This is a genomic window from Thioalkalivibrio sp. AKL10 (assembly GCF_000381845.1).
Lineage (GTDB): Bacteria > Pseudomonadota > Gammaproteobacteria > Ectothiorhodospirales > Ectothiorhodospiraceae > Thioalkalivibrio > Thioalkalivibrio versutus.
Genome location: NZ_KB907145.1, coordinates 115,253 through 140,391 on the forward strand (window position 1 = coordinate 115,253; position 25,139 = coordinate 140,391).

Here is a 25,139-nt window from a genome sequence, read left to right on the forward strand (position 1 = left end):
GCACCGGTTCGCCGGGGCCGTCGCCATATGCGCGTGCTGGCCGAATTTGCGATGAAAAGCCGGAGCCGCGCCGTAGGCGCGGTTTCCGGCTTTGGCGTGGCGGGCCTGTTCCTGCCTCCGGTGGCGCTGCTCAGCAGTGCGCTGATCGCCCTCGTGGGGCTGCGCATCGGCCTGCGCCAGGCACTCCTGGTGATGGTGCTGTCCGCAGTGGTGCTCGGGGTGGCGATGTTTGTCCTGATCCCGGAAGCCCCGCTGTTCGCGGGGGTGGTTGCCGGGGTGGTGCAGTGGGCGCCAGTGGCGCTGCTCGCCGAGCTGCTGCGGCGCACGATCTCGTGGCGCATGACGCTGCAGGTCGCCGCCGCGGTCGCCGGGGTCGGCGTGCTGGCTGTGCACCTGCTGGTGCCGGATCTCGAGTCCACCTGGGCCGAGGTGGGCATGGCCCTGCTGGGGCCTCTGGTCGAGGGCAGCGACACCGGGCCACAGGAGTTGGAGGCGGGGCTGCGCCGCGCGGCGCCGTACCTGACCGGGCTCTTGGCCGGGATCCTGCTGCTGAGCTTGACGCTGGCCGTGCTGCTGGGTCGCTACTGGCAGGCACTGCTGTACAACCCGGGGGCGTTCGGCGAGGAGTTCCGGGGCCTGCAGTTCGGGCGGATGCTGAGTGCCGTCACGCTGCTGCTGGCCGGTATCGGGCATCTGGGCCCGGTCCCGGTGGCCACCGAGTTGGCGTTCATCCTGGCGGTGCTGTTCTTCCTGCAGGGGATCGCGCTGATGCACGCGCTGACCTTCCGGCAGGGGATGAGCAGTTTCTGGCTGGTGGGGATGTACGTGCTCCTGGCCCTGGCCATGCCGCAGATGTTTCTGCTGCTGGCCACCATCGGGGTGATCGACGCCTGGGCGGATATCCGCTCGCGACTGGGCCCCGGTTCCGCGCAGGGCGGGCAGGACAGTGACAACAATCCGTGAGACCGGTCCGAGACCGGTGTAGAATGCGCCCCTTCGGGGGCTGATCAAACGTTACAGGAATACCAAAGATGGAAGTCATTCTGCTGGAAAAGATCGATAACCTGGGCACCCTGGGCGACCGCGTCAACGTGCGTCCGGGCTTTGCGCGCAACTTCCTGCTGCCGCAGGGCAAGGCCAAGTTTGCCACCGCCGAGAACATCGCCGAATTCGAGGCGCGCCGCGCCGAACTGGAAAAGGCGGCGGCCGAGGCCCTGGCTGCGGCCGAGGCCCGCAAGGAAAAGCTGGACGCAACCGTGCTCGAGATCACCGCGAAGTCCGGTGGCGAAGGCAAGCTGTTCGGCTCCATCGGCCCGGCGGACATCGCCGACGCGCTGACCGCCAAGGGTACCGAAGTCGAAAAGCGCGAAGTGCGCATGCCGGAAGGTCCGCTGCGCACCACCGGTGAATTCGAGATCGGCCTGCACCTGCACTCGGACGTGGACGTCGACATCCGCGTCGTCGTGATCGGCGAAGAGTGATCCGCCGGATGTCGGGAGGGTGGCCCCACCGGGTCGCTGATACCCGGCACATGGGCGGGTTCGTCGCATGAACTCGCCCATGATCCCGAACCCGCGGGTCCCCCCGCATTCCGAGGAGGCCGAGCAGGCGGTCCTCGGAGGGCTGATGCTGGATAACGCTGCCTGGGACCGGGTGGCGGACCGCATCACTGCAGACGACTTCTACCGTCATGATCACCGCCTGATCTTCCGGGCGGTGTCCGCGTTGGCGGATCGTAATGCCCCGTTCGACATGGTCACCGTGTCGGAGCAGCTGGATCGCACGACCGAGCTGGAATCGGCCGGGGGCATGGCCTATCTCGGACGGCTGGCCGCCGAGACGCCGAGTGCGGCCAACATCGTGGCCTATGCGGATATCGTCCGCGAGCGCTCTATCCTGCGTTCGCTGATCTCGGTAGGTACCGAGATTGCCGATTCCGCCTATACCCCGGACGGCCGCGGTTCCAAGGAGCTGCTGGACGTGGCGGAGCAGAAGGTCTTCCGCATCGCCGAGCAGGGTGCGCGCGGGGCTCAGGGCTTTCGCGGGATGAAGCCACTGCTGACGGCGGCGGTGGACCAGATCGAGTATCTCTACGAAAGCCAGAATCCGATCACCGGGATTGCCACCGGTTACCAGGATCTGGATGCCCTGACCTCGGGGCTGAATCCGGGCGATCTGGTGATCGTGGCCGGGCGGCCTTCGATGGGGAAGACCTCGTTCGCGATGAACATTGCCGAGTATGTGGCGATGAAGAACTCCGAGCCGGTCGCGATTTTCTCCATGGAGATGCCGGGTGAGCAGCTGGCCATTCGCCTGCTGTCCTCGATGGGGCGGATCAACCAGCAGAAACTGCGCTCCGGACGCTTGGAGGATGGCGACTGGCCGCGCCTGACCAGCGCGGTGCAGATGCTGTCCGAGGCCCCGCTGTACATCGACGATACGCCGGCGCTCTCGCCCACCGAGCTGCGAGCACGGACCCGGCGGTTGATGCGCGAACACAAGGGCCTGGGCCTGATCGTGGTCGACTACCTGCAGCTGATGCAATCCCCCGGCAGCAGCGAGAATCGCGCCAACGAGATCTCGGATATCTCGCGTGGCTTGAAGGCCCTGGCGAAGGAGCTGAGTGTGCCGATGATCGCGTTGTCGCAGCTCAACCGTTCGCTGGAACAGCGTCCGAACAAGCGCCCGGTGATGTCCGACCTGCGCGAGTCCGGGGCCATTGAACAGGATGCGGACATCATCGCCTTCGTTTATCGCGACGAGGTCTACAACGACGAGTCGCCCGACAAGGGCACGGCGGAGATCATTATCGCCAAGCAGCGTAATGGTCCCATCGGGACCGTGCGCCTGACCTTCCACGGGCAGTTCACCCGTTTCGAGAACTACGCCCCCGACGTCTACGGCGAGATCGGCCACTAGGCACGACGTGAGACGCGCGGCCTGCATCCACCTTCATCCCGAGGCGCTCCGACACAACCTGGGTGTGGCGCGCCGCTTGGCGCCGGGCGTTCCGATGTGGTCGGTCATCAAGGCCGAGGGCTACGGCCATGGTCTGCTGTGGGCGGCCGAGGCCCTTGCGCAGACGAGCGATGGTTTGGCGGTCTCTCAGATCGGCGAGGCCCGCGCCTTGCGCGCTGCCGGCTTCGGCGGCCCACTCCTCGTGTTGCAGGGCCCGCGCGAAGTCTCCGAAGCGCGTGCCTGTACCGAGTTCGACCTGCAGCCCGTGCTGCACGACGCGACGCAGCTTGACCATCTCGACGCCGCTGGCGTGGTGCTTCCCGTGGTCTGGGTCAAACTCAACACCGGCATGAATCGCCTGGGTTTCGCGCCGCAGGTGGCAAAGCGCGTCGCCACGCGTTTGCAGGCCGCCGGACACGGGTGCGGTGGCCTGCACTGGATGACGCACCTGGCGTGCGCCGACGAGCCCGGGCATCCGCAGAATGCTTGCCAGCTGGAACAATTCGGCGCGACGGTTTCCGCTTTTCCGGGGCTCCGTAGCGTGGCCAATTCGGCGGCCCTGTTCGCCGGCTGGGGCAAGGGCGGGGCGTCGGCGGCGCCCGGCGACTACTGGGCACGCCCCGGCATCATGCTCTACGGCGCGCATCCGGCCTCGGTCCCCGTCGAGCACCTCCCGGAGGGTCCGGACGGTGATCTGCGCCCGGCGATGACCGTGCGCGCCCCGATCATCGCCACCCAGCCTCTCGAGCCTGGCAGTACGGTGGGCTATGGCGCGACCTGGACCGCCGCCGCTCCGGGCCGTGCCGGGATCGTGGCAATGGGATATGCCGATGGCTACCCGCGGCATGCCCCGTCGGGCACGCCGATCCTTGTGCAGGACCGGCTCTGCCCGTTGATCGGGCGTGTCTCCATGGACATGCTGGCGGTGGACCTGTCCGGGTTGCCGGAGGTGCAGGTCGGTGCCATGGCGACGTTGTGGGGCGAGGGCCTGCCGGTGGAGCGGGTCGCCCGCGCGGCGGGCACCATCAGCTACGACGTGCTCACGCGCGTGGCGGACCGGCTGCAGCCCGGAAACTGACGAAAACGCCGGGTACACTGTCCGGTCAGCAATCCGTGGCCCGAGAGACCCCAATGACCGATTTCGATCCCAGCGAATACGACCCGCAGACCGTCGCCATCCGCTATGGCTACCAGCGCACGCCCGAGGGCGAGCACTCCGAGGCGATCTTCCCGACCTCGAGCTTCGTGTTCGGCTCGGCCGCGGAGGCCGCCGCGCGCTTCGGTGGCGAGGTCCCGGGCAATATCTATTCGCGCTTCACCAACCCCACCGTGCGCACCTTCCAGGACCGCCTGGCCGCGCTGGAAGGCGGCGAGGCTTGCGTGGCGACCGCCTCCGGGATGTCCGCGATCCTGGCGACCATGATGGGCCTGCTGAAGGCGGGCGATCACGTGGTCTGTTCGCGCTCGGTGTTCGGGACCACCACCGTGCTGTTCAACAACTACCTGGCGCGTTTCGGCGTCGAGGTGACCTACGTCGAGCTGTCGAACCTCGAGGCCTGGGAACAGGCGACGCAGTCGAACACGCGGCTGTACTTCTGCGAGACGCCATCCAACCCGCTGGGCGAGGTGGTGGACATCCGTGCGCTGGCCGACATCGCCCATCGCCACGACGTGCTGCTCGCGGTGGACAACTGCTTCTGCACGCCGATCCTGCAGCGCCCGCTGGATCTGGGCGCCGATATCATTATCCACTCGGCGACCAAGTTCCTTGATGGCCAGGGCCGCTGCCTCGGCGGTGCCGTGGTGGGCGACGCCGAGCGGGTGGGCAAGGAGGTCTACGGCTTCCTGCGCACCGCGGGTCCGACGTTGTCGCCGTTCAACGCCTGGGTGTTCCTGAAGGGGTTGGAGACGCTGCCCCTGCGCATGCGCGCGCACAGCGATAACGCGCTCAATCTGGCGCAGTGGCTCCAATCCCACCCCGCAGTCACGGCCGTGCATTACCCCGGCCTCGAAGATCACCCGCAGCACGCGATCGCGAAGCAGCAACAAAGCGGCTTCGGCGGGGTGCTGAGCTTCGAGGTCGCCGGCGGGCGCGACGCCGCCTGGTCGGTGATCGACGCCACGCAGTTCCTGTCGATCACCGCGAACCTGGGGGATGCCAAGACCACCATTACCCATCCGGCCACCACCACCCACGGTCGCGTGGACCCGGAGAAGCGCGAGGCCCAGGGTATTACCGAGGCCCTGGTGCGGGTCGCGGTCGGGCTCGAGGCCGTCGCCGATATCCAGCGCGATCTGGCGCGCGGCCTCGACGCCCTGGGCTGAGACGGGTATGTCGGCTTCCAGCGGGGAGGCCCGTTCGCAGCCGCGCCGGCGGCGCCCGCGCTGGCGCGTCCTGCTGACTGTGGTCATTGCGTTCCACCTGCTGGGCTTCCTGTCCTCGCTGGATGCGCTGATGTCCACCCGCACATCGCAGGGCGCGGTGGCCTGGATCGTTTCACTCAACACCGTGCCGTATGCGGCTGTCCCGGCCTACTGGGTGTTCGGCGCCAGCGAGTTTCGCGGCTATGTCGTGGCGCGCCGCGACGAGGACTCCAGCCTGGCCCGCGCGCTGCAGCCGAAGACCGAGGAGCTGTGGTCGCACCAGTACCTCGCAGAGGAACCCAGCAAGCACCTGGACGGCGTCCAGCAGCTCGCCCGCTGGCCGTTTCTCCACGGCAACGAGGTCGAGCTGCTGGTGGACGGCGAGGCGACCTTCGACAGCATCTTCCGGGGGATCGAGCAGGCCGAACGCTACCTGCTGGTGCAGTTCTATATCGTGCGTGACGACGCGATCGGGCGCGAACTCCAGCGCCGGCTGGTGGAGCGTGCCGAGGCCGGTATCGAGGTCTATTTCCTGTATGACGAGATCGGGAGCTACCGCCTGTCCGGGAGCTACCTGGACACCCTGCGGGAGGCGGGCGTCCATGTGCAGCACTTTCATTCCACCCGCGGACGCGGCAATCGTTTCCAGCTGAACTTCCGCAACCATCGCAAGATCGTGGTCGCCGATGGCGAACAGGCCTGGCTCGGCGGGCTTAATGTAGGGGACGAGTACCTGGGCTGCGATCCGGCAATCGGTGCCTGGCGCGACACCCACCTGCGTATTGCGGGGCCGTCCGCCCTCGCGTTGCAGTCGGTGTTCCTGGAGGACTGGCACTGGGCCACCGAGGCGATCCCGGAGCTGGAATGGAAGCCGGCGACCATGGCGGAGGACGGGGTCCCGGTACTGATCCTTCCCTCCGGTCCGGCCGATGAATTCGAGACCGCCAGCCTGATGATGCAGCAGGCGATCCACGCGGCGGACCGGCGCATCTGGATCGCCAGCCCGTACTTCGTGCCCGACGAGGGCGTGCAGGGCATGCTCAAGCTGGCCGCCTTGAGCGGCGTCGACGTGCGCGTGCTAATCCCCGAGGTCACCGACAACCCGCTGACCACGCATGCGGCCTACGCCTTCCTCGGGCCGCTGCTGGACGCCGGCGTGCGCATCTATCGTTACGAGGAAGGCTTCCTGCACGGCAAGGCGTTCGTGGTGGACGACATGGGCGCGGCCGTGGGTACCGTGAACCTGGACAACCGTTCCTTCCGGCTGAACTTCGAGGTCACGGCACTGGTGCTGGACCCGGCCTTCGCGCGCGAGACGGCGCGCATGTTCGAGGCCGACTTTGCCCGTTCCCGCGAGATGACTCCGCAGGACGTGAACGATCTTCCGCTCTGGCGCCGCGTGGCCGCGCGTGCCGCCTACCTGCTGGCGCCGGTGCTGTAATGTTCTTGTGCTTCCCTGCTTGATCTATCTCATGTGAACGGTCCGCGACGCTGCTAGACTTGTAAAAAGAATGCTCTTTCGAGGCCTGCCCGTGTCGCGAGCCCTGTCCCATCTGCTGACTCTGCTGATTGCCGCCGCGCTGTTGCTGGCGCCGATCGCCGGTGCGGGCATGATGCATGGGGATCACGGGGCGGCAATCGCCACGCCGGGCCACTGTCCGGATCAAGGCGCCACCTCGCCCTCGGAACCCCTGCCTTTGGACCCCGCGGTTCAGGCGGACTTCTCGGGCTGCGAGATGCCGTGCGCGGTTTGTGGCATCTGCGCGGTTTCGGCCCTGCCCTCCAGCGGGGCCCTGCCGGTCACCGCCGAACCCTCCAGTCCCGTTCCGGGTGTCGTGGCCATGGCCCCCGATGCCCGCGCGGGTCCGGACCTGCGCCCCCCTCTCTGAATCCTCCCCGGCCGGGCAGCCGTCCGGCTCCGGGCGACGCGCCAGTTGCCCCTTCGGTGCGCCGATGTGCGCATCGCCGTTGTATCTACGTCCCCGGGAGGACTACAACATGATGAATGAACAAGGTTTTGGCTGGATGGGCGGCATGGGTCTGGGCGGAGGCCTGATCGGGCTTCTGGTCCTGGTGCTGCTGATCCTCGGGATCGCCGCGCTGATCAAGTATCTGTTCGGTGGCCGGTAAGGAGTCACGCGATGACGACGTCAGAAACGAAGCCGGCGACCGCCCGCGAGGCGGTGGTCATCGTCCCCGGCATGGGGTCGGACCACTGCGGGGGCATCGTGCGCTCGGCGCTGGAAAAGACCCCGGGGGTGACCTCGGTGGGGACCAATATCGCCCGGCACCGGGTGACGGTGGGGTATGACCCCGACCAGGTCGACCCGCAGGGCCTGCGCGCCGCGGTGGAGGGCGCCGGCTACGACGTCGCGCAGGTCGAGGGCGAGGCCGGGGGTTCCGGTTCGGTGCGGCTGGTGGTGCCGGGCATGGGCTCGGATCACTGCGCCGGCATCGTGCGCGCGGCGATCGAGAAGCTCGACGGGATCGAATCCATACGCACCAACATCTCCGACCATCGGGTCACAGTGGAGGTGGCGGCGGACGGGCCCGATGGCGAGGTCCTGCGAGCGGCAGTGGAGGGGGCCGGCTATGACGTGGCGGCGGTGGAGACCGACGATGCCGCCAGCGAGGCGGATGACTCGGCGATCGACGCCGCCTACGTGAAGCAGGCCTGGAACCGTCTGTGGTTCGCGATGGTGCCGACCATCGCGACCATGGTCCTGATGATGCCGCACATGTTCTGGCAGCCGATCCCCGGCTATCTGCTGATCATTGCGTTGCTGGCCTTCCCGGTGGTGTTCCTCGCGGGAGGCGCGGCCACGCATCGTTCCGCCTGGCGTTCGCTGAAGAGCGGCAACCTGAACATGGACGTGCTGATCTCCATGGGCTCGCTGCCGCCCTACCTGATCGGGCTGGTTGGTTTCGTCTATCCGATGACCTCGTTCATCGAGATGGCGGCGACCATCATGGCCTTCCATATGCTCGGGCGCTATCTGGAGTATCGCGCGAAGGGTGAGGCCTCCTCGGCGATCCGCAAGCTGCTGGATCTGGGTGCGAAGACCGCCCGGGTCGAGCGTGATGGCGAGGAGGTCGAGGTGTCGGTCAAGTCGCTCCAGGTGGGCGACGTGATGATCGTGCGCCCGGGCGAGAAGGTGCCGACCGATGGCGAGGTGGTGGCGGGCGAGAGCACCGTGGACGAGTCCATTGCCACCGGCGAGTCGGTCCCGGTGGACAAAGGCGAGGGCGACACCGTGCTTGGCGCCACCCTGAACCAACAGGGGCGATTGAAGGTGCGCGCCACCCGCGTCGGCGCCGATACCTTCCTTTCGCAGGTAATCCGCCTGGTCAACGAGGCGCAGGGCTCGCGCGTGCCGGTGCAGGAGCTGGCGGACCGGATTACCGCGCGCTTCGTGCCGGCGGTGCTGGTCATCGCCCTGGCCGCTTTCGCGGCCTGGCTGGCGTTCTCCGGGGCGTTGCAGCCGATCCTGGTCTGGGGCGAGGGCTTCCTGCCCTGGGTCGATTCCGAGCGCCCGCCGCTGGTGCTGGCGATCCTGGCGGCGATCGCCGTGCTGGTCATCGCCTGTCCCTGTGCGCTGGGATTGGCCACGCCCACCGCGCTGATGGTCGGGTCCGGCATGGGGGCCGAGCGTGGCGTGCTGATCCGCTCCGGCTCCGCGATCCAGACCCTGAAGGACATTGCGGTGATCGTGCTCGACAAGACCGGCACCATTACCCGGGGGAAGCCGGCATTGACCGACGTCCTCCCGGCCGAAGGCTTTGACGAGTCCCGGGTGCTGCGGGCGGCGGCGGCCGTCGAGGCCGGTTCCGCACACCCGCTGGCCGATGCCATCGTGCAAGGGGCGCGCGACAGGGGCCTGGAGGTCGCCGAGGTCGAGCAGTTCCAGTCGCATACCGCACGTGGAGTGGAGGCCCGCCTGGACGGGGAACGGGTGCTGGTGGGAAGCCAGCGCCTGCTGGAGGAGCAGGGCCTGGATCCATCGGCCCTGCTGGATTCCCTGCGGGAACTGGAGGATGCCGGCAAGACCGCGATGCTGGTGGCCATCGGCGACCGGCCGGCCGGCATTGTCGCGGTCGCCGACACGCTCAAGGAAGAGTCGCAGGCCGCGATCGAACAACTGCATGATCTCGGCATCCGCTGCGTGATGGTCACCGGCGACAACGAGCGCACCGCGAATGCCGTGGCCGCTCAGGTAGGGATCGACGAGGTGCGCGCCGGCGTGCTGCCGGAGGGCAAGGTCGAGGCCATCCGCGAGTTGCAAAAGGCGTACGGCGAGCACGTGGCGATGGTCGGCGACGGCATCAACGACGCCCCGGCCCTGCAGCAGGCGAACGTCGGGATCGCGATCGGGGCCGGCGCCGACGTCGCGATCGAGGCGGCGGATGTGACCCTGGTGCGCGGCGAGCTGACCAAGGTCGTCGAGGCCGTCCAGCTGTCGCGGCTGACCTTCCGCAAGATCGTGCAGAACCTGTTCTGGGCCTGGGGCTACAACAGCGCCGCGATCCCGATCGCTGCGGCCGGGCTGCTGCACCCGATGATCGGTGTGGTCGCGATGACCGCCAGTTCGCTCTCGGTGATCGGCAATTCCATTCTGCTGCGCCGGAGCATGCCGGCAGCCGGTACTGGAGAAAAGCAATGATGAAACGACGTCAGTTTCTGGGGCTGGCCGCGGCGCTTCCCGTGATCACCACATTCGGCGGTTGGAGCCTGTTCAACCATGCAGTGTCCGCCCCCCGTTTCGACAACGCCCTGTTTCTGCCCGGCGCGGACGGCCCGTTTGCCGTGTTCGCACCCAACAAGCCGTTCACCCTGGTCGCGGAGCAGGGGTGGCTGCCGGTGCCGGGGCGCGAGGAAACCCCGTTCCTCTGGTACCGGACGCAGATGAACGGCCATGACTACCAGAATCCGATCCTCTTGCTGCGCACTGGCGATGAACTGGACGTGACCCTGGACAACCAGCTCGACGAAGGCACGATCATCCACTGGCATGGCCTGCATGTTCCGGGCCGGGTGGACGGGCATCCGATGCAGACGGTCGACCCCGGTGAGCAGTACGAATACCGCTTCAAAGTGACCAACCGTGGCGGTACCTACTGGTATCACACCCATGCCCATCACCGGACCGCGCGCCAGGCCCACCAGGGGCTGGCGAGCTTCCTGCTGGTGAGCGACGACGACAACGAGGCGCTGAACGAGGCGTTGGGGCTGGAGCTGGGCAAGACCGACCTGCCGCTGGTACTGCAGGACAAGCGCTTCGACCGGCTCGGCCATCTGGTGTACCGGCCGAACCCGATGCAGCGGATGATGGGCTATCTCGGCGACGAGGTGCTGGTGAATATGACGCCGGCCGCGACGCACGAGGTGGAGCGGCGTATCCATCGCCTGCGCCTGCTGAACGGCTCTACTGCCCGGATCTACCGCCTGGCCCTGCGAGTGGACGGCGAGGCGGTCCCGTTCCGGGTGATTGGCACGGACGCGGGCCTGCTGGACTCGCCCCGGGAGGCCCACGAGGCCTTCCTGTCGCCGGGAGAACGCCTGGAGGTCCTGGTCGACTTCGCCGCGTTTGCCGGAGGCGACCGGGTCGAGCTGCACAGCCTGGAATTCGACCCAATGGCCGGTGGCGGCATGGGCGGCGGGATGATGGGGCGTGGCATGGGCGGCGGCATGGGTCGCATGATGGGTGGCGGCATGCACGACGGCGATCCGCTCGCATTGCTCGAGTTCGTGGTCCAGGAGGGCGAGGCGGTCACCGCCGAGGTGCCCGAGCGCTTGTCGCGGATCGAGCCCATCGACGTGACGGATGCCGGCCAGCGGGATATCCGTCTGGACATGGCACCGATGCAGTGGCGCATCAACGGAGAGACGTACGCTCCTGACCGGGTGCCGATCGAGGTGGATGCCAACACGCGGGAGGTCTGGACGATCCGCAATGCGGACCGCAGCATGCCGCACCCGATGCATATCCATGGCTTCTCGTTCCAGGTGCTGTCACGTTCGGGCGGTCCGGACTTTGTGCGCCAGCAGGCCGTGAACGATGAAGGCCTGACCGTCACGGACCTGGGCTGGAAGGACACGGTCCTGCTGTGGCCGGGCGAGACCGTGCGCATCGCGATCGACTTCACCCATCACTACGCTGGTGATCAGCTCTACGTGTTCCACTGTCATAATCTGGAGCACGAGGACAACAACATGATGGTGAACGTGCGCGTCCGGGCCTGACCGTGCGTAGCGACAGAGGGATGCCATGAGCGAAAGACCGCGGCCGCACCCGGCCGTCTACCGTGAGGCCGAGGTCGCGCTGCGAGAGCGCGACCCGGAGCGCAAGTGCGAGCGTGTGCTGGAACTGGCGCGCGCCTGGTGGGCGGATGAGCTGGAGGGTGCGGATGCCCCCGCGCCGCAACGCATGGAGGTGCCGGGACGGCCCGGGCAGCCCATCCTTGTGCATCCGAAGGAACTGCCGCGGCGAGGGCTGCATACCACTGCCGGTCGGGTCGCGCTGGTGCATGCGGTGGCGCACATCGAGTTCAATGCGATCAACCTGGCGCTGGATGCCGTGTACCGCTTCCGCGACATGCCGGCGCCGTTCGTCAGCGACTGGCTGCAGGTCGCGGCGGAGGAGGCGCGGCACTTCCGGCTGCTGCGGGCGCGTCTCCTCGAGCTGGGCGCGGACTACGGGGATCTGGCGGCCCACAATGGCTTGTGGGAGGCGGCGCTGGCGACCGACCACGACGTGATGGTGCGCATGGCGCTGGTGCCGCGGGTGCTGGAGGCACGCGGCTTGGACGTGACTCCGGGCATGATCCAGCGGCTGGAAGCGGCGGGCGATACCGACACCGTGGCCCTCCTGGAGATCATCCAGCGCGAGGAGGTCGCGCACGTGGCGATCGGTACGCACTGGTTCCGCGAACTGGCTCGGGCACGCGGTCTCGATCCCGAACCGCTGTTCCTCGACCTGCTGGCCGAATACATGCCCGGCCGCGTGCGCCCACCATTCGCGCACGCGGCACGCCGCGCCGCCGGCTTCACCGACTCGGAGATGGAGCAACTGAAGGCCCAGGCCACCACAGAACCGTCGCAATAGACTCGACCGGACCGGCTCTGCGCTGTTGTGTGGTCAGGGCTTTCACCTGCTTTCGTGTTCTCGGTGCCTTCGCCCGGCCGCCTGCTTTTCTGTGGCTGGTCCTGGTTCGTCCTCTGGTGTTTACGGTGCCTTCGGTCCGGCCGCCTGCCAGGCGCTGACTCGCCAGCGCGCCCCGAGGTACTTTCTTGCTTGCCCAAGAAAGTACCCAAAGAAGGGCTCCCGGATTCCGCCCGGGAACCTCGCTCCGGACGCGCTGGGCCGGCGGCGCTGAACTCGCTACGCCTTCGGCTTCGCTCAGACATCCAGCGCCTTCTCCCGGCCCATCACGCCCTCCGCGAGGGGCTCCATACGGGGGAGAAGGTCAAAACAGACGGTATCCCGTAGGGTGCGGTTGAGCGCAGCGAAACGCACCATTCCCCGCGCCGTGCGAAACACGGATGCGATTCGCTGCGCTCATCACATCCTACGCCCCCGGCACCCGCTTCGCGGGTGCGGCACGCCATGGCCAAAGGCCGAGCGTGCCCGAGATGTTCGAAGACCTAGCCTCCATCCATGAGCAATATGGTCGGGACCGCTGTTGTCTTGACCTTCCTCCCCGTTGTCGTCGCGCCGAGTGGAGAGGCTTTTCGCGGGATTCAAGGCGCTGGATGTCTGAGCGGAGCCGAAGGCGCAGCGAGTTCAGCGCCGTCCGCGAAAAGCCTCGGAGCGAGGGAAACCCCGGCCCGCGCAGCGGGCCGGGGTCGCGGCAGTCGGGCGTGTTTCTTGGGTACTTCTTTGCACGAGCAAAGAAGTACCTCGCGGCGCGCTGGCGAGACAGCGCCTGGCAGGCGGCGGACCGGAGGCACGTAAACACCGGATGCCGAACCAGGCCTAGCCTCGACGTAAAAGGCTATCTTCGTACGGATACGATTCGGGACCCTGTGGACTGTCTATTAGGGCTTGGTGGGGGCGTTCGCGGGCAAGCCCGCTCCCACAACACTCGCTGTGGCGGATTCGCTTAGGTGCAGAGGAGGTGCTCGGGGTAGGGCGAGCCGTCGAGTTGGCGCAGGACGGGGCCGGCCGCGCTGATCTCCAGGTAGCCGGGGTGTTCGTCCCAGGCGGGCAGGACGCAGCGCTGGCGTGGCTGGCCGTCGACGGTCAGCTTGTGGATCGCCGGGCGATGGGTGTGGCCGTGGATCATCAGCGGGACGTCGGCGTCGCGGAAGGTGTCGGCGACCGCCTCGGCATTGACGTCCATGATCGCGGCGGCCTTCATCTGGCCGCTGTCGCGGCTGGCGGAGCGCATGGCCTCGGCCTGGCGGATGCGTTCTTCCAGCGGATGGGCGAGAAACGCCCGTTGCCATTCGCCACTGCGTACTTGCTGACGAAACGCCATGTGCTCGGTGTCGTCGGTGCACAGGGAGTCACCGTGCAGGAGCACGGCGGGGCCGCAGGGCAGTGCCGCATGCAGGGGGTCGGGAGCCAGCTGCATCCCCGCGCGCGCGGCGTATGCCTCGCCCACGAGAAAATCCCGATTGCCATGGATAAAGGCCACCGGGATGTCCAGTGTCTTCAGGCCTGCGGCGAGCCGTTCGGCAGCGGGAAAGCCGGCGTCGTCGCCGACCCAGTATTCGAACAGGTCGCCCAGGATGTACAGAGAGGAGGCCGCGCGCGCCGGCCCTTCGAGGAAGGCGAGCGTGGCCTCGAGCAGGGGGCCGGGTTTGCGATCCAGATGCAGGTCGGAGATGACCAGGGCCGGCGCGCGGGCGCTCACGAAGAGGTTAGTCCTCGACGCGCTTGACGCTTTCCATCACGACCGGCTCCTGCGGTACGTCCTGGTGCATGCCGGCGCGGCCGGTGGGAAGGGCCTCGATCTTGCGCACCACGTCCATGCCCTCGGAGACCTTGCCGAACACGGCATAGCCCCAGCCCTGCGCGTTCGGGGCCGTGTGGTTCAGGAAGTCGTTGTCGTTCACGTTGATGAAGAACTGGGCGGTGGCGGAATGCGGGTCCTGGGTACGCGCCATGGAGATCGCACCGACCTCGTTCTTCAGGCCGTTGTCCGCTTCGTTGCGGATCGGCTCGCCCGCGGACTTCTGGTTCATGTCCTTGTCGAAGCCGCCGCCCTGGACCATGAAGCCCGGGATCACGCGGTGAAAGATCGTGCCGTCGAAGAAGCCGTCATCCACGTAGGAGAGGAAGTTGGCGACCGTCTCCGGGGCGGCTTCGGCGTTGAGTTCCAGCACGATGCGGCCGTGGTTGGTTTCGATTGCGACCTGCGGATGGGTGTCGGCCATGAGGGCTCCTGATGTGAAGAGGGTGATCAGCAGGGTGGCCAGCACGACGCCGAGCCGGGTGCGGATGCGTTGCATTGGACTGACCTCCGGAAGATAAGACCGGCAATGGTACCCGCCACTGGCAAGGCCTGCCAGCATGCCGGAAGTGTGTGTGGGCGTGAGGGCGAGGCGCTGGTGAGCCGGTGGACGCTCCGCTACCATGCGCGCGATGACGAACTCGATAATCCGCACCCGCTTCGCCCCCAGTCCCACCGGCCTGTTGCACCTGGGCAATGTACGCACGGCGCTGTTCAGCGCGCTGCGGGCCCGTTCGCGCGGAGGGCATTTCCTGCTGCGCATCGAGGACACCGACGCCGAGCGCTCGCGCACGGAGTTCGTCGACGCGCTGCAGCGCGATCTGCGCTGGCTCGGGCTGGACTGGGACGAAGGCTTTGGTGCCGGGGGCGATGCCGGCCCCTACGCGCAGTCCGAGCGCGGCGAACTCTACGCGGGCTATTACCGCCAGCTGATCGATCAGGGGCTCGCCTATCCCTGTTTCTGCTCGCCGGCAGAACTGGAACGCGGACGCAAGCGCATGCGTGCCCAGGGCAAGCCGCCGCGCTATCCCGGGACCTGCGCCCATCTGAGTGCGGAGGAGGTCGGCCGGCGCGAGGCCGAGGGGCAAAAGCCCACGCTGCGTTTTCGTGTGCCACTGGGCCGGACCATCCGCTTCAAGGACGGGGTGCGTGGGCCGGTCAGCTTCCGTACCGACGAGATCGGCGATTTCGTGATCCGTCGCTCCGATGGCACGCCGGCCTTCTTCTTCTCCAACGCGATCGACGATGCCCTGATGGGTGTGACCGACGTGGTGCGCGGCGAGGACCATATCGCCAACACCCCGCGGCAGATGATGTTGCTGGAGGCCCTGGGGCTGGGCGCGCCGGCCTATCACCACCTGCCGCTGGTGATGGGGCAGGACGGGGCGCCGCTGTCCAAGCGCAATGGTTCCGCGAGCGTCGAGGAGTTGCGGACGAAGGGCTATCTGCCGGTTGCGATCCTGAACCACCTGGCGCGCCTGGGGCATCGCTACGAGAGCGATGCCCTGCTGTCGCCCACGGAGCTGGCGGCCGGATTCAGCCCCGAGCGTATTGGTCACAGCGCGGCGCGGCATGATCCGCAGCAGCTGGATCACTGGCAGTCAGAGGCCCTGCGCAGCCTTTCGGATGCCGAGATGCAGGCCTACCTGGAGGCGGCGGGGGTGCTGGAGGCGGTGGCCGCCGAGCAGCGCCCGGCGTTGGCGCGGCTGCTGCGCGACAACATCACCCGCGCCGAGGAGGCGCCACTGTGGGTCGCGGCGTTCGCCGCCGATCCGGCGCCGTACAGCGCGGCCGCGCGCGAGGAACTGACGGCCGCCGGCGCGGAGTTCTTTAGCGCGGGGCTGGAGGCGCTGGATGCGGCCGAGGATTTTCCCGCCCTGGCCAAGGCGGTGGGGCAGGCCACCGAGCGCAAGGGGCGCAAGCTGTTCATGCCGTTGCGGGCGGCGTTGTCCGGGCAGACCTTTGGGCCGGAGCTGCCGCGTATCTGGGAGTATCTGGGGCGCGAGCGCGTGCGTTTGCGCCTGGAAGCCGCGCGTCGTCACGCAGCGGGCTGAACCCGCGAGAAGCAAGCGCCCGCCCGCAGGCGGGCGCTGGACGCCATCGTTCAGGCCGCTTCGTGGGTCCCGAAGGCGCGGGCGCGCAGGGTGTTGTCCAGCAGCATCGCCACGGTCATCGGGCCGACCCCGCCCGGCACGGGCGTGATCCAGGCGGCCTTCTCGGCGGCGGCGTCGAACTCCACGTCGCCGGTCAGGGTACCGTCGTCGCGGCGGTTGATGCCGATGTCGATCACCGTGGCGCCGGGCTTGATCCAGTCACCCTTGACCAGGCCGGGCTTGCCGACCGCGGCGACCACGATGTCGGAGTGCCGTGCAATGGCGGCGGTATCCGGGGTGAAGCGATGGCAGATGGTCGGGGTCGCACCGGCCAGCAGCAGTTCCAGGGCCATGGGTCGGCCGACGATATTGGAGGCGCCGATCACGCAGGCCGTGCGGCCCTTGAACGGTTCCTCGATATGCCGCAGCAGCTGGATGACGCCCCAGGGGGTGCAGGGGCGCAGGCGCGGCACGCGCGCCACCAGGCGGCCGACGTTGTACGGATGGAAGCCGTCCACGTCCTTGGCCGGGGAGATGCGCTCGATCACCGTCTCGGGGTCAATGTGATCCGGCAGCGGCAGCTGGACCAGGATGCCGTCGATGGTGCGGTCGGCATTGAGCTGGTCGATCAGCGCCAGCAGATCGGTCTGCGGCGTGCCCGCGGGCAGGTCATAGGAGTGCGAGACCACACCGACCTGTTCGCAGGCCTTGCGCTTGTTGCGCACATAGACCTCGGAGGCCGGGTTGGTCCCGACCAGCACCACGGCGAGGCCCGGCGGACGCAGGTCGCGGGCGGTCATGGATTCGATCTCGGTCGCGATTCTTGCGCGGTGGGTCTGGCCAATCGCGCGTCCATCGATGATCTGGGCCGTCATGGGGTCTCGCCTCCGGGGGAACGCCCGCGATCTTCCCATGGCGGGCGCGGGGGCTCAAGCGATTTGCCGGGCGGAATCTGCATGGGGGCGAGGCGGATGCCTCGGCCAGCAGAGGTGCCTGGCTACAGGGCCGCCGAGAGGCCGCTTGCGGGCGCGCTGGCCTCGCAGCGGTTGCGCCCGTCCTGTTTGGCGCGATAGAGCGCGTCGTCGGCACGGGCAATCAGGGTCTCGGCGGTGTCCCTGGATTTCGGGTTCGCGTCGAGGCTGGCGATGCCGACGCTGACCGTGACCGTCAGGGTATCCGGTGCGCAGGGCGGGGCGGCCTGGTGCCCGGTCAGGGTGATCGGGTGGCCGGATATGGCTTCGCGCAGCTTCTCGCCCAGCGCCATGGCTGCCTTGAGGTCGGTATGCGGGGCGACGACGACGAACTCCTCCCCGCCGAAGCGCGCGGCAAGGTCGGAGCGCCGCAGGACTTGCTGCATGCGTTCGGCCAGGGTCGTCAGGATGTAGTCCCCGATCAGGTGGCCCAGGCGGTCATTGATCGGCTTGAACTGGTCGATATCCAGCATCACGACGGACAATGGCTGGCCGTAGCGCCGGGCGCGGGATACTTCCTCGTCCAGCCGGCGATCCATGTGCCGGCGGTTGAACAGGCCGGTCAGCGGGTCGGTGATGGATTCGTGTTCCAGCCGCGTAATGTGGCGGATCTTCTCCACCGAGCTATGGGTCAGACCGACCACGGTGCAGACGAAACAGCCCCCGAGGAGGAAGATGGCTGGCACCAGGAGGTCGGGCAGGCCCTCGTAGAGCCCCCAGTTCAGCGGGATGTAGCCGAAATAGCCGAGGATAAAGACCGGGACCAGAAAGAACATCATCTTCCAGCCGGTGCGGACCCGGCTCTCGGGGAGCTCGCGCAGCAGCCGGGCGAGTGTCCATTGGGCATACAGGAGGCCGCTTGCCCCCAATACAATGGCTGTGTTGGCTACCCAGTCGAGCATCCGTCCCCTCCGCGCTCGCGACCCTGCGAACGTCCCGAGCCGACGTTAGCACGGGGCCGCGCCCGAGGGGAGGGCATTGCAGGCGGAATCTGTTGATGAATGTTGACCGCGAACCCCTCGCGGGGCTACCATCCTGCGCTCGCTGTGTAGGCCCTTTAGCGGGGACGGCTCGACGGGGTATAGCGCAGTCTGGTAGCGCGCCTGCTTTGGGAGCAGGATGTCGGGGGTTCGAATCCCTCTACCCCGACCATGGCTCCCGGCCACGGTTTTCCGGCAGGCTCGGATCAGGCGCCATGGCCTCAATGCTCGGCGGTAACGCGCTCGTAGCTCAACCGGATAGAGCATCGGCCTTCTAAGCCGACGGTTGCAGGTTCGAGTCCTGCCGGGCGCGCCAGCGCCGCCCTTCGCGCAAGTAGCTGTACAGTGACACGGTGGTGACCGTAGCTCAGTTGGTAGAGTCCCGGATTGTGACTCCGGTTGTCGTGGGTTCGAGTCCCATCGGTCACCCCACCCCCTTTTTTGTTCAGGGGGCCGTTAGCTCAATTGGTAGAGCAGTGGACTCTTAATCCATTGGTTGTAGGTTCGATTCCTACACGGCCCACCATTTTCTTTCCCGCTTTTCCCGATTGACCACTACACCCTTTGCCGTTTTCGGTGTGGCGAAGGATGGGGCGGCATATCTCCAGTTCTTTCACCTTCCGTTCAGATGCGCGGGCGTAGTCTGTTTGCGTGTTCGTGTATCAGTGCGGTTTGTGCCGTCGGGAGGCTGGAAAGATGACAGGCAGAATTTTAATGATCCTGATGCTGGCGGGTTTGGTGGCCCTCCTGGCGGGGTGCCAGACGGTGAGCAAGCAGCAGACCGGGGCCCTGATCGGGGGTGCGGCCGGCGGTGTCATCGGCAGTCAGATCGGCGGCGGGCGCGGGCGTACTGCGGCGATTATTGCCGGGACCCTGGCGGGTGCGGCCGTTGGCGGTTCGGTGGGGCGGAGCATGGATGACGTGGACCGGATGCGCGTGTCGCGTACGCTGGAGACGGTCCCGGATCGCCAGAGCTCGACCTGGCGCAACCCGAATACCGGGCATCAGTACCACGCTACACCGACCCGGACCTACCGCTCCTCGGGGCAGGACTGCCGCGAGTACCAGGTGCAGGCCACCATGGACGGCTACCCCGAAACGATTAACGGCACGGCCTGCCGTGATGCCAGCGGGCGCTGGGTGGATGTTTAGAGAGAACCCCGGTGCCCAGGGCGACCTTGTCCGGAGACGGGTCACCAGGAAGACGGCCACAAAAAAGCCCCGCATGAGCGGGGCTTTCTCGTTCCGGGGTTGCCCCCGGAAGGGGGCGCGAACCGATCAGGACCTGCGGTACATGTCCTCGGTGGTCGGGACGTAGCCGAGGTTGTCCTCGCCGATGCCCTTGACCTTCGGTTCGTTGAGGTCGCTGATGCGCACATTGCCGTCCTGGCTGCGCAGGTAGTCGGCGACGCCGTCCCAGATGTCGACCCCGACACCGCCGGGCACGCTCTGCTGCACGCTGGCCCAGCCGGCGACGACGTATTCCTTGTCGGCGTCCAGCTTCCTGCCGTCCAGTTCCATTTCGGAGATCCGGTTGCCGGCACTGGCGCTCGGGTCGATGGCGTACTTCAGGCCGCCGACACGGACCATGTCGCCGCCCTGCTGGTAGAACGGATCGGCGTTGTACAGGTTGTCGGCCACGTCTTCCAGGATCTCCTTGATCTGGGCCCCGGTAAAGGCGTTGCGGGTCATCTCCGGGTAGGTGAGACCGGTCTGGTCCATCACGTGCTCGAAGGTGATCGGCATGCCTGGCAGCACGGTGGTGCCCCAGCGGAAGCCCGGGGAGAACGAGATCTGCGCATCGTTGTATTCAATCAGGCCATCGCAGATCAGCTGGTCGAAGGTACCGTTGAAGTTGCCGCGGCGGAACAGCAGGTCCTCGGTGACTGCCAGTTCCTCGGACAGCTTCTCCTCCATGTTGAAGGTCTCGCCCTTCCAGGTGACCTCGCTGTTGCGCATGTTGTGGATGTAGGTCGCCATTGCCGGGTCTTCCGGCAGCATCTCGGCGAACACCGGCACCAGGCGGTATTCCCAGTCCTTGATTGCGCCGTCGCGGAAGTCGAAGTCCAGCACGCCGACGAACTTGGCGTTGGAGCCGGCATTGGTGACCAGGCAGGTTCCGCCGTCGGGGCGCTCGATTGGCATCGGCTGCGGCACGGCGTCATGGGTATGGCCGCCCATGATGGCGTCCAGGCCCTCGACCATGCCGGCCATCTTGATGTCCACGTCCATGCCGTTGTGCGACAGGGCAACGACGATCTCGGCGCCTTCGGCACGCGCGTCGTTGACGGTCTCCTGCATGTCGTCCGGACGGATGCCGAAGGACCACTGCTCGACCATCCAGCGCGGGTTGGCGATCGGGGTGTAGGGGAAGGCCTGGCCCACCACCGCCACGTTCACGCCGTTCATCTCGCGGATCACGTAGGGCTTGAAGATGCGGTCACCCCAGTCCACGTCGCGCACGTTCTGGGCGACGAAGTCGATGCCGGCATCGGCGAAGTCGCCGTTCACGACCTCTTCCACGCGGTCGGCGCCGTAGGTGAATTCCCAGTGACCGGTCATGACGTCGATGCCCAGCAGTTTCTGTGCATCGACCATGTCCTGCGCGTTGGTCCACAGCGCGGAGCCGGAGCCGCCGCCCCAGGTGTCGCCGCCGTCCAGCAGGAGGGCGTTGGGTCGCGAGTCACGCAGCTTGTTGATCAGCGTCTTCAGATGCGCAAAGCCGCCTACTCGACCGTACTGTTCGGCCGCTTCCATGAAGTTCAGGTTGGTATAGGCGTGGGCGTAGATGCTGTCGCGTTCGATGTCGTAATGCTTGAGGAAGTGCTCGCTCACGATGTGCGGCGGACGGTTACGCATGTCCGCCACGCCGAGGTTGACGTTTGGCTCGCGGAAGTACACCGGCTTCAGCTGGGCGTGGCAGTCGGTGTAGTGCAGCAGGTGCACATTGCCGAAGCGATCCAGGGTGTCGTAGGGATCACCCGCAGTGCCGCCCTTGTTGTTGCTGCAGGCGGCGGTGCCCAGGGGGAAACCGGCGGCGCTGGCGGCGGCCAGTAACTGCATGAATTCTCGGCGTGAGATGTGCATGAGGAGTTCTACCTCTCTTGTCCGGGTGTATTGGTGGTGGGTTTTCGGGCAGTTCTATGACTGTCGGTAGACGAATGGTCCTGCGGGAACATTCCCCGCGTACGCGGTTTCTATCGCCGGTCCTCGCGCGCCTCGCGTGCGGTCTCTCGGGCCGTGTCGCGCTTGTCTTCGATGCGTTGACGGTCGCGCTCGCTGGCATCCGAGGCGTCCATTCCCGCCTCGAACTGGCGCACGGCCTCCTCATACTGGGCGCGATGAAAGAAGTATTCGGCCATGGCCTCGCGGCTGATTGCAATATACCCGGCCGCGTCCGCGATGTCCGCCTGCAGGCGCAGGAGCTCCGGATTGGGGGCCGCCTCGCGGCGGATCATGTCGGACAGGATGCGAATGGCGCGGTCGGGCTGCCCGAGGTCGCGGTGGACCCGGGCCAGGCGTTCGCGGATCACCGGGTGGCCGGGATACACCGCGTCCAGATCTTCCAGCCGTTCCAGCGCCGCGCTGTGTTCGCCTTCCTCGCGCAGCAGTGCTGCGAACGCGAGTTCGAGGGTGAGTCCGGGGGCGTCCGCCGCATCGAGGCGTTCGAGCTGTTCGCGGGCGCGGCCGGGTTCTCCGCGTTCGAGATAGGCGACCGCCGCCCCGTAGCGCTGCTGGGGCGAAGGGGTGTCCGTTGCGCGGAAGCGTTCCAGGGTTCGCCGGGGATCCTGCAGCGCCTGCATGCGCGCCTGCATCCACTGGAATTCGGGGCCGCGGTTGCGGGTGTCGCTGGCAGCCATCTGGTTTGCGCGGTTGCGGGCGTCGGTGATCCGGTCGAGGGTGACCGGGTGCGTGCGCAGGTACTCCGGCACCTGGTCGCCGACCCCGCGCGAGAGCTCTTGCAGGCGCTCGAAGAAATCGGCCATCGCATTGGGGTCGAAGCCGGTGCCTTGCAGGATCTGCATCCCGGCCCGATCCGCCTCGGCCTCGTTTGCGCGGGTGAAATTGATCTGTTGCTGGATGCCGCCGGCCACACCCCCGGTAATGATGGCCGAGCCCAGGGTGGGGTCCACCGCCGAGGCAAGGATGCCCGCCAGGATGGCGAGGCCGGTGGTGAAATTGACGTCGCGTCCGCGCGCGAACATGCGCGCGAGGTGCCGTTGGGTAACGTGGGCGATTTCGTGTGCGACCACGGCGGCCAGTTCGGCCTCGTCGCGGACCTCCAGCATCAGACCCGCATGGATGCCGATAATGCCCCCGGGCATCGCGAAGGCGTTCACCTGGCTGTTGTCGATGGTCAGGAAGTAGAACGGCCCATCGGCGCTGGGTGCGTTGGCCAACAACTGGCGTCCCAGGGAGTCGACATAAAAGACGATCTCGGGATCGGTCACCAGGGGGGCGCTGCGGCGGACCTCGCGCAGCAGGGAGCGGCCGAGCTCGCGTTCTTCCGCCGGGGTCAGTACGCCGCCGGAGGCCTCGCCCAAGTCGGGCAGGGAAACGCCACTGGAGTGGGCGGGTGGTACCGCCAGGCTCGCCACCACCAGAAGGGCGGCGAGCAGGAAATGGACAATAGAAGGCATGCCGCGAGGGCCGGCGGGCGCCGGCCCTCTGGTGTGGGCATGCCGGGGGCGGTCGTTACTTGCCAAGCCCCGGGGCCGACGAATAGGTGCGCATGCTGTCGCGGGTTTCCCACAGCTTCGGCTTGAGCATCGCCGCAGGCACCATGAACTTCTTGCGGTCCAGCACCTTGTGGGTGCGGACGAGCTTGATGACGTCGTCATAGTCCATCTTGAACAGCAGGCCCACGTCGCCGCCGGAGGTACGCCGCGCGATCATGTAGTTGTCCTGCATGTCGTGCACGTAGATGTTGGCAGGGCGCAGCTTGCCGTTTTCGTCTTTCAGCGTGACGGCATAGTGGCCGTCGACCTGGAATTCGCTCTTGTCCACCGGGATATCCTCCGCGAAGCAATGAAGCTGATGTGTCTGCATCAGCGTTTTCTTAAGCGTGGGCGACGATAGCAGAACTTTTCGTCCCGGGCGACCATCCACCTCTCCTCGCTTGGTCTTGTTTGCATTTCCGGTCGGTTTCGCTATGCTCCGCGCCCACTCCTTGCGTAGAGCGGCCGCCGGCCAGAGCTCACGCGACGAGTAGGACATCCCCCGCAAGTGAACGACCCGGAGCGCAGCGTGTACGGATTTACCGAGATCACCCCGGACGAACTGGAGCAGTGGCGCAACGAGGGCAAGAGCTTTCGTTTGCTGGATGTGCGCTCGCCGGGCGAGACCGGTCGCGGCATTATCCCGGGGGCCGAGCTTGTCCCGCTGGCCACCTTGCCGCTGCGCAAGGACGAGTTCACCGGTAGTGATGCGCCGGTTGTCATTTACTGTCAGAGTGGGGCGCGTTCCGCCCAGGCCTGCGCCTTTCTCGCCCAACAGGGGGTGGACTGTGCAAGCAGCCTGCGCGGCGGCATTGTCGGGTGGGCTCAGACCGGAAAACCGGTGGTAAGCCCGGATTAGAATTCGGTTGTATTCCGATGCCGATTCGCCTATAAGGGGGAATTCGGTTGATTACCGTTCGGTAATGGCTGCAGCGCACAGGGCCCAACCGGACCGCAGTACACGACTGATAAAACGCACTCAAAGGAGAGAAACGATGGCCAACTTTGACCAAGAACTCGATGCTTCCGGCCTGAACTGCCCGCTGCCGATCCTGCGCGCCAAGAAGGCGCTGGCCGCGATGGACGCCGGCCAGGTTCTGCACATCATCGCGACCGACCCGGGCGCCGTGAAGGACTTCCAGGCGTTTTCCAAGCAGACCGGTAACGAGCTGATGGAGCACAAGGAAGAAGGCGGCAAGTTCTACTTCCTGATCAAGAAGGGCTAAGGCGCTTCAAGTGCTTGATTCGGGGTGGCAATTCGCAAGGGTTGCCGCCCCGAATCCTGAATAACGATGGTTGCCATGCGGTAACTGGATTGGTGCCTGGACGAGGTCTAGGCTGGCTGCGCAAGGTTCACAAGAAACCTGCATCGCCTAAAGCGAAGAGGTGTGAGATATGGCGACATACGCTGAGATGCAGCAAATCTTCGACGATATTCGTGGAGATTTTCGCTACGACCACGATCTTAACGGCTGCCTGAACTGCGGCATCTGCACGGCCACGTGTCCGTCCGCCCAGTTCTACGATTACTCGCCGCGCGAGATCGTGCAGCTGCTCTGGACCGAGAACGTCGAGCAGATCTACGACGCGATGCAGGAAAAGATCTGGGCCTGCGCCCAGTGCATGACCTGTGCGGCGCGCTGCCCGTTCAAGAACTCCCCCGGTGGCCTGGTCGCGATCATGCGCGAAGTGGCCATCAAGCACGAGATGCAGTCCGCCAAGGACGTGCTTCGTCCGTTCGGCCGCGTCATGCTCAAGCTGATCACCACGGGGAACCAGCTGTCTCCCGATATGATCCAGCCCGATCACTTCCCTGACTGGGGCCCCAACATCCAGAAGGTGGAAGGTGATCTGCGCATCCTGCGCAAGGCGATTCCGGTGAAGACGCTGCAGACGGTCGAGACCGCCTGGGAAGTGTCCCTGAAGACCTCGGTGGAGATGTACACCATCTGGGAAATGACCGGAGTCCTGAAGTCCCTCGAGCTGATGGACGAGAACCTCTTCGACGTGATCGAAGACTTCATCGACGAGAAGCGCGAGGACTACGAAGACTGGCTCGAGGAGCAGGAAGAGGAAGACGACGAGTAAGTCGTCCACCGA

At 66.6% G+C, this 25,139-nt stretch carries 23 protein-coding genes, 4 tRNA genes and 1 pseudogene; 20 read left to right on the top strand and 8 right to left on the bottom strand.

The window, feature by feature from the left end:
• Positions 1–27 precede the first annotated feature (27 nt).
• From G333_RS0111595 to G333_RS0111645, 11 genes are all read left to right on the top strand, one after another.
• Positions 28–963 carry a hypothetical protein gene (locus G333_RS0111595; protein WP_018176110.1) on the top strand — a complete coding sequence of 312 codons (936 nt, stop codon included), beginning with the start codon at positions 28–30 and terminating at the stop codon, positions 961–963.
• Positions 964–1,031: 68 nt separating this feature from the next.
• Positions 1,032–1,481: a 50S ribosomal protein L9 gene (rplI, locus tag G333_RS0111600; protein WP_018144047.1), complete on the top strand. Its 450-nt coding sequence runs from the start codon at positions 1,032–1,034 to the stop codon at positions 1,479–1,481.
• Between the two features lie 79 nt (positions 1,482–1,560).
• Positions 1,561–2,919, top strand: coding sequence for a replicative DNA helicase (gene dnaB, locus G333_RS0111605; RefSeq protein WP_018144046.1), 1,359 nt, complete (start codon positions 1,561–1,563; stop codon positions 2,917–2,919).
• Positions 2,920–2,926: 7 nt separating this feature from the next.
• Positions 2,927–4,036: an alanine racemase gene (gene alr / locus G333_RS0111610; protein ID WP_026340958.1), complete on the top strand. Its 1,110-nt coding sequence runs from the start codon at positions 2,927–2,929 to the stop codon at positions 4,034–4,036.
• A gap of 53 nt (positions 4,037–4,089) precedes the next feature.
• Positions 4,090–5,283: an O-succinylhomoserine sulfhydrylase gene (locus G333_RS0111615; protein WP_018952220.1), complete on the top strand. Its 1,194-nt coding sequence runs from the start codon at positions 4,090–4,092 to the stop codon at positions 5,281–5,283.
• 7 nt (positions 5,284–5,290) lie between these two features.
• Complete coding sequence (cls, locus tag G333_RS0111620) at positions 5,291–6,763, top strand: cardiolipin synthase (RefSeq protein WP_019628526.1); 1,473 nt, start codon at positions 5,291–5,293, stop codon at positions 6,761–6,763.
• 91 nt (positions 6,764–6,854) lie between these two features.
• Positions 6,855–7,211 (top strand): hypothetical protein, encoded by a 357-nt coding sequence (locus G333_RS15100; protein ID WP_019628527.1) that lies wholly within the window; start codon positions 6,855–6,857, stop codon positions 7,209–7,211.
• 109 nt (positions 7,212–7,320) lie between these two features.
• Entirely contained in the window at positions 7,321–7,452 is a 132-nt protein-coding gene (locus G333_RS15335) for a hypothetical protein (RefSeq protein ID WP_018949867.1), read from the top strand.
• Between the two features lie 11 nt (positions 7,453–7,463).
• Positions 7,464–9,983 (top strand): heavy metal translocating P-type ATPase, encoded by a 2,520-nt coding sequence (locus G333_RS0111635; protein ID WP_019628528.1) that lies wholly within the window; start codon positions 7,464–7,466, stop codon positions 9,981–9,983.
• Positions 9,980–11,563, top strand: coding sequence for a multicopper oxidase family protein (locus G333_RS0111640; RefSeq protein ID WP_019628529.1), 1,584 nt, complete (start codon positions 9,980–9,982; stop codon positions 11,561–11,563). The genes G333_RS0111635 and G333_RS0111640 overlap by 4 nt, the downstream gene beginning before the upstream one ends.
• Positions 11,564–11,588: 25 nt before the next feature.
• Positions 11,589–12,425, top strand: coding sequence for a ferritin-like domain-containing protein (locus tag G333_RS0111645; RefSeq protein ID WP_019628530.1), 837 nt, complete (start codon positions 11,589–11,591; stop codon positions 12,423–12,425).
• Positions 12,426–12,719: 294 nt separating this feature from the next.
• Here G333_RS0111645 and G333_RS15405 read toward each other — a convergent pair.
• From G333_RS15405 to G333_RS0111660, 3 genes and pseudogenes are all read right to left on the bottom strand, one after another.
• Positions 12,720–12,975, bottom strand: a pseudogene (locus tag G333_RS15405) (hypothetical protein).
• Positions 12,976–13,422: 447 nt separating this feature from the next.
• A complete protein-coding gene (locus G333_RS0111655; protein WP_019628532.1) occupies positions 13,423–14,178 on the bottom strand; it encodes a UDP-2,3-diacylglucosamine diphosphatase in 756 nt (251 codons plus the stop codon).
• 7 nt (positions 14,179–14,185) lie between these two features.
• Positions 14,186–14,701 (bottom strand): peptidylprolyl isomerase, encoded by a 516-nt coding sequence (locus G333_RS0111660; protein ID WP_026182001.1) that lies wholly within the window; start codon positions 14,699–14,701, stop codon positions 14,186–14,188.
• 199 nt (positions 14,702–14,900) lie between these two features.
• On the opposite strand from G333_RS0111660, the gene gltX reads away from it, so the two are divergent.
• Positions 14,901–16,331 (top strand): glutamate--tRNA ligase, encoded by a 1,431-nt coding sequence (gltX, locus tag G333_RS0111665; protein WP_019628533.1) that lies wholly within the window; start codon positions 14,901–14,903, stop codon positions 16,329–16,331.
• 50 nt (positions 16,332–16,381) lie between these two features.
• On the opposite strand, the gene folD is transcribed toward gltX, so the two are convergent.
• Positions 16,382–17,245 carry a bifunctional methylenetetrahydrofolate dehydrogenase/methenyltetrahydrofolate cyclohydrolase FolD gene (gene folD, locus G333_RS0111670; protein WP_018144036.1) on the bottom strand — a complete coding sequence of 288 codons (864 nt, stop codon included), beginning with the start codon at positions 17,243–17,245 and terminating at the stop codon, positions 16,382–16,384.
• 122 nt (positions 17,246–17,367) lie between these two features.
• The gene (locus tag G333_RS0111675; protein WP_018938842.1) at positions 17,368–18,243 is read right to left on the bottom strand and encodes a GGDEF domain-containing protein; all 876 of its coding nucleotides are present in this window, start codon (positions 18,241–18,243) and stop codon (positions 17,368–17,370) included.
• 173 nt (positions 18,244–18,416) lie between these two features.
• Between G333_RS0111675 and G333_RS0111680 the strand changes: the two genes are divergently transcribed.
• From G333_RS0111680 to G333_RS0111700, 5 genes are all read left to right on the top strand, one after another.
• Positions 18,417–18,493 (top strand) — tRNA-Pro (locus G333_RS0111680).
• Positions 18,494–18,560: 67 nt separating this feature from the next.
• Positions 18,561–18,637, top strand: a tRNA-Arg gene (locus G333_RS0111685).
• A 40-nt stretch (positions 18,638–18,677) separates the two neighbouring features.
• A tRNA-His gene (locus tag G333_RS0111690) sits at positions 18,678–18,753 on the top strand.
• Between the two features lie 18 nt (positions 18,754–18,771).
• A tRNA-Lys gene (locus G333_RS0111695) sits at positions 18,772–18,847 on the top strand.
• Positions 18,848–19,017: 170 nt separating this feature from the next.
• Positions 19,018–19,473 carry an RT0821/Lpp0805 family surface protein gene (locus G333_RS0111700; protein ID WP_038038336.1) on the top strand — a complete coding sequence of 152 codons (456 nt, stop codon included), beginning with the start codon at positions 19,018–19,020 and terminating at the stop codon, positions 19,471–19,473.
• Positions 19,474–19,599: 126 nt separating this feature from the next.
• On the opposite strand, the gene soxB is transcribed toward G333_RS0111700, so the two are convergent.
• The 3 genes from soxB to G333_RS0111715 all read right to left on the bottom strand — a co-directional run bounded on the left by soxB (position 19,600) and on the right by G333_RS0111715 (position 23,370).
• On the bottom strand, positions 19,600–21,408 hold the full coding sequence (gene soxB, locus G333_RS0111705; RefSeq protein WP_026340959.1) for a thiosulfohydrolase SoxB: 1,809 nt from the start codon (positions 21,406–21,408) through the stop codon (positions 19,600–19,602).
• Between the two features lie 110 nt (positions 21,409–21,518).
• Positions 21,519–22,961, bottom strand: coding sequence for a M48 family metalloprotease (locus G333_RS0111710; protein ID WP_019571179.1), 1,443 nt, complete (start codon positions 22,959–22,961; stop codon positions 21,519–21,521).
• Between the two features lie 55 nt (positions 22,962–23,016).
• Positions 23,017–23,370, bottom strand: a complete 354-nt coding sequence (locus tag G333_RS0111715; protein ID WP_018144011.1) for a hypothetical protein — start codon at positions 23,368–23,370, stop codon at positions 23,017–23,019.
• Positions 23,371–23,568: 198 nt separating this feature from the next.
• Between G333_RS0111715 and G333_RS0111720 the strand changes: the two genes are divergently transcribed.
• From G333_RS0111720 to G333_RS0111730, 3 genes are all read left to right on the top strand, one after another.
• Positions 23,569–23,898: a rhodanese-like domain-containing protein gene (locus tag G333_RS0111720; protein WP_019563460.1), complete on the top strand. Its 330-nt coding sequence runs from the start codon at positions 23,569–23,571 to the stop codon at positions 23,896–23,898.
• 136 nt (positions 23,899–24,034) lie between these two features.
• Positions 24,035–24,265 (top strand): sulfurtransferase TusA family protein, encoded by a 231-nt coding sequence (locus tag G333_RS0111725; protein WP_018144009.1) that lies wholly within the window; start codon positions 24,035–24,037, stop codon positions 24,263–24,265.
• 187 nt (positions 24,266–24,452) lie between these two features.
• Positions 24,453–25,127, top strand: a complete 675-nt coding sequence (locus tag G333_RS0111730) for a 4Fe-4S dicluster domain-containing protein (protein WP_019628536.1) — start codon at positions 24,453–24,455, stop codon at positions 25,125–25,127.
• The last annotated feature ends 12 nt before the right edge of the window (positions 25,128–25,139 follow it).